Annotated in this window: 2 rRNA genes; both read right to left on the bottom strand. The window is 58.2% G+C overall.

Going from position 1 to position 5,088, the window contains the following annotated elements:
• Positions 1-21: 21 nt before the first annotated feature.
• Positions 22-3,144, bottom strand: a 23S ribosomal RNA gene (locus M1E25_RS24595).
• Positions 3,145-3,457: 313 nt separating this feature from the next.
• Positions 3,458-4,982, bottom strand: a 16S ribosomal RNA gene (locus M1E25_RS24590).
• The 16S and 23S rRNA genes sit together here, the layout of an rRNA operon.
• Between the last annotated feature and the right edge of the window lie 106 nt (positions 4,983-5,088).

Raw genomic sequence — 5,088 nt, 5'->3', positions numbered from 1 at the left:
ACACAGTGGACGCGAGCAACTGAGGACAAGCCCTCGGCCTATTAGTACCAGTCAACTCCACACCTCACGGCGCTTCCATATCTGGCCTATCAACCCAGTCGTCTACTGGGAGCCTTAACCCATCAAGTGGGTGGGAGCCCTCATCTCGAAGCAGGCTTCCCGCTTAGATGCTTTCAGCGGTTATCCCTCCCGAACGTAGCCAACCAGCCATGCCCTTGGCAGGACAACTGGCACACCAGAGGTTCGTCCGTCCCGGTCCTCTCGTACTAGGGACAGCCCTTCTCAAGACTCCTACGCGCACAGCGGATAGGGACCGAACTGTCTCACGACGTTCTAAACCCAGCTCGCGTACCGCTTTAATGGGCGAACAGCCCAACCCTTGGGACCGACTCCAGCCCCAGGATGCGACGAGCCGACATCGAGGTGCCAAACCATCCCGTCGATATGGACTCTTGGGGAAGATCAGCCTGTTATCCCCGGGGTACCTTTTATCCGTTGAGCGACGGCGCTTCCACAAGCCACCGCCGGATCACTAGTCCCGACTTTCGTCCCTGCTCGACCCGTCGGTCTCACAGTCAAGCTCCCTTGTGCACTTACACTCAACACCTGATTACCAACCAGGCTGAGGGAACCTTTGGGCGCCTCCGTTACCCTTTGGGAGGCAACCGCCCCAGTTAAACTACCCATCAGACACTGTCCCTGATCCGGATCACGGACCCAGGTTAGACATCCAGCACGACCAGAGTGGTATTTCAACGATGACTCCACACACACTGGCGTGCATGCTTCACAGTCTCCCACCTATCCTACACAAGCCGAACCGAACACCAATATCAAACTGTAGTAAAGGTCCCGGGGTCTTTCCGTCCTGCTGCGCGAAACGAGCATCTTTACTCGTAGTGCAATTTCACCGGGCCTATGGTTGAGACAGTCGAGAAGTCGTTACGCCATTCGTGCAGGTCGGAACTTACCCGACAAGGAATTTCGCTACCTTAGGATGGTTATAGTTACCACCGCCGTTTACTGGCGCTTAAGTTCTCAGCTTCGCAGGATCGAAACCCCACTAACCGGTCCCCTTAACGTTCCAGCACCGGGCAGGCGTCAGTCCGTATACATCGCCTTACGGCTTCGCACGGACCTGTGTTTTTAGTAAACAGTCGCTTCTCGCTGGTCTCTGCGGCCACCCCCAGCTCAGGAAGCACGTTCCATCACCAGGCGTGGCCCCCCTTCTCCCGAAGTTACGGGGGCATTTTGCCGAGTTCCTTAACCATAGTTCACCCGAACGCCTCGGTATTCTCTACCTGACCACCTGAGTCGGTTTAGGGTACGGGCCGCCATGAAACTCGCTAGAGGCTTTTCTCGACAGCATAGGATCATCCACTTCACCACAATCGGCTCGGCATCAGGTCTCAGACTTCATGCACGACGGATTTACCTACCGTGCGTCCTACACCCTTACCCCGGGACAACCACCGCCCGGGCTGGACTACCTTCCTGCGTCACCCCATCACTTACCTACTACCACCTTGGGCCGGCGGCTCCACCACTCCCCATTGCCCGAAGGCTCCGGGGCGGCTTCACGGCCTTAGCATCAGAGGATTCGATACTGGGCGCTTCAAAGCGGGTACCGGAATATCAACCGGTTGTCCATCGACTACGCCTGTCGGCCTCGCCTTAGGTCCCGACTTACCCTGGGCAGATCAGCTTGACCCAGGAACCCTTAGTCAATCGGCGCAAGAGTTTCCCACTCTTGTATCGCTACTCATGCCTGCATTCTCACTCGTGAACCATCCACAACTCCCTTACAGGGCTGCTTCACCCGGCACACGACGCTCCCCTACCCATCCCAGCGGGCGTTGGCCCTCATGCTGAAATGACACGACTTCGGCGGTACGCTTGAGCCCCGCTACATTGTCGGCGCGGAATCACTTGACCAGTGAGCTATTACGCACTCTTTCAAGGGTGGCTGCTTCTAAGCCAACCTCCTGGTTGTCTCTGCGACTCCACATCCTTTCCCACTTAGCGTACGCTTAGGGGCCTTAGTCGATGCTCTGGGCTGTTTCCCTCTCGACCATGGAGCTTATCCCCCACAGTCTCACTGCCGCGCTCTCACTTACCGGCATTCGGAGTTTGGCTAAGGTCAGTAACCCGGTAGGGCCCATCGCCTATCCAGTGCTCTACCTCCGGCAAGAAACACACGACGCTGCACCTAAATGCATTTCGGGGAGAACCAGCTATCACGGAGTTTGATTGGCCTTTCACCCCTAACCACAGGTCATCCCCCAGGTTTTCAACCCTGGTGGGTTCGGTCCTCCACGAAGTCTTACCTCCGCTTCAACCTGCCCATGGCTAGATCACTCCGCTTCGGGTCTTGAGCGTGCTACTCCACCGCCCTATTCGGACTCGCTTTCGCTACGGCTTCCCCACACGGGTTAACCTCGCAACACACCGCAAACTCGCAGGCTCATTCTTCAAAAGGCACGCAGTCACGACGTTGAGTGCAAGCACTCAACGCGACGCTCCCACGGCTTGTAGGCACACGGTTTCAGGTACTATTTCACTCCGCTCCCGCGGTACTTTTCACCATTCCCTCACGGTACTATCCGCTATCGGTCACCAGGGAATATTTAGGCTTAACGGGTGGTCCCGCCAGATTCACACGGGATTTCTCGGGCCCCGTGCTACTTGGGTGATTCTCAAACGAGCCGTACAGATTTCAGCTACGGGGGTCTTACCCTCTACGCCGGGCCTTTCGCATGCCCTTCGCCTATCCATACGGTTTCTGACTCGCCGACCGGCCGGCAGACCGATCAAGAGAACTCCCACAACCCCGCATGCGCAACCCCTGCCGGGTATCACACACATACGGTTTGGCCTCATCCAGTTTCGCTCGCCACTACTCCCGGAATCACGGTTGTTTTCTCTTCCTGCGGGTACTGAGATGTTTCACTTCCCCGCGTTCCCTCCACACTGCCTATGTGTTCAGCAGCGGGTGACAGCCCATGACGACTGCCGGGTTTCCCCATTCGGAAACCCCCGGATCAAAGCCTGGTTGACGACTCCCCGGGGACTATCGTGGCCTCCCACGTCCTTCATCGGTTCCTGGTGCCAAGGCATCCACCGTGCGCCCTTAAAAACTTGGCCACAGATGCTCGCGTCCACTGTGCAGTTCTCAAACAACGACCAGCCACCCGCCACCCCGAACCACAAGAGCTCGAGTTCACCGGGGCCGGCAACCGAAGGACGAGCAACGCTCGCACCCTCAGACACCCAACAGCGCGCCCGACCCGATCCGACCGGAATCCGCGTTCCACGCCCCGAAGAGCAGTACTGACAATCCCGATGAACCGTGCCGAATAGTCAACGTTCCACCCATGAGCAACCACCGTCGGACACTCGCCGACGAAATGGCCTCTGGACACCAGCCCCGAAGGACCAGCACCGAGATGCTCCTTAGAAAGGAGGTGATCCAGCCGCACCTTCCGGTACGGCTACCTTGTTACGACTTCGTCCCAATCGCCAGTCCCACCTTCGACGGCTCCCTCCACAAGGGTTGGGCCACCGGCTTCGGGTGTTACCGACTTTCGTGACGTGACGGGCGGTGTGTACAAGGCCCGGGAACGTATTCACCGCAGCAATGCTGATCTGCGATTACTAGCGACTCCGACTTCATGGGGTCGAGTTGCAGACCCCAATCCGAACTGAGACCGGCTTTTTGAGATTCGCTCCACCTCACGGCATCGCAGCTCATTGTACCGGCCATTGTAGCACGTGTGCAGCCCAAGACATAAGGGGCATGATGACTTGACGTCGTCCCCACCTTCCTCCGAGTTGACCCCGGCAGTCTCCTGTGAGTCCCCATCACCCCGAAAGGCATGCTGGCAACACAGAACAAGGGTTGCGCTCGTTGCGGGACTTAACCCAACATCTCACGACACGAGCTGACGACAGCCATGCACCACCTGTACACCGACCACAAGGGGGACCCTGTCTCCAGGGTTTTCCGGTGTATGTCAAGCCTTGGTAAGGTTCTTCGCGTTGCGTCGAATTAAGCCACATGCTCCGCCGCTTGTGCGGGCCCCCGTCAATTCCTTTGAGTTTTAGCCTTGCGGCCGTACTCCCCAGGCGGGGAACTTAATGCGTTAGCTGCGGCACGGACGACGTGGAATGTCGCCCACACCTAGTTCCCAACGTTTACGGCGTGGACTACCAGGGTATCTAATCCTGTTCGCTCCCCACGCTTTCGCTCCTCAGCGTCAGTATCGGCCCAGAGATCCGCCTTCGCCACCGGTGTTCCTCCTGATATCTGCGCATTTCACCGCTACACCAGGAATTCCGATCTCCCCTACCGAACTCTAGCCTGCCCGTATCGAATGCAGACCCGGGGTTAAGCCCCGGGCTTTCACATCCGACGCGACAAGCCGCCTACGAGCTCTTTACGCCCAATAATTCCGGACAACGCTCGCACCCTACGTATTACCGCGGCTGCTGGCACGTAGTTAGCCGGTGCTTCTTCTGCAGGTACCGTCACTTGCGCTTCTTCCCTGCTGAAAGAGGTTTACAACCCGAAGGCCGTCATCCCTCACGCGGCGTCGCTGCATCAGGCTTTCGCCCATTGTGCAATATTCCCCACTGCTGCCTCCCGTAGGAGTCTGGGCCGTGTCTCAGTCCCAGTGTGGCCGGTCGCCCTCTCAGGCCGGCTACCCGTCGTCGCCTTGGTAGGCCATCACCCCACCAACAAGCTGATAGGCCGCGGGCTCATCCTGCACCGCCGGAGCTTTCCACCCGGAGGAGATGCCTCCCCGGGTCGTATCCGGTATTAGACCCCGTTTCCAGGGCTTGTCCCAGAGTGCAGGGCAGATTGCCCACGTGTTACTCACCCGTTCGCCACTAATCCACCCCGAAGGGCTTCATCGTTCGACTTGCATGTGTTAAGCACGCCGCCAGCGTTCGTCCTGAGCCAGGATCAAACTCTCCGTGAATGCTTCCGGGCTGTCCCGGTCACAACACGAGAGCGGCACAACCAAGAGGAATAGTCCCGGTCGTGCACAGCGTCCTCGCTGTTGCTGCCCCACAAGAACCACGTCT

It is taken from the genome of Streptomyces meridianus (assembly GCF_023703325.1).
Lineage (GTDB): Bacteria > Actinomycetota > Actinomycetes > Streptomycetales > Streptomycetaceae > Streptomyces > Streptomyces meridianus.
This window is presented reverse-complemented; position numbering and strand designations above follow the sequence as displayed.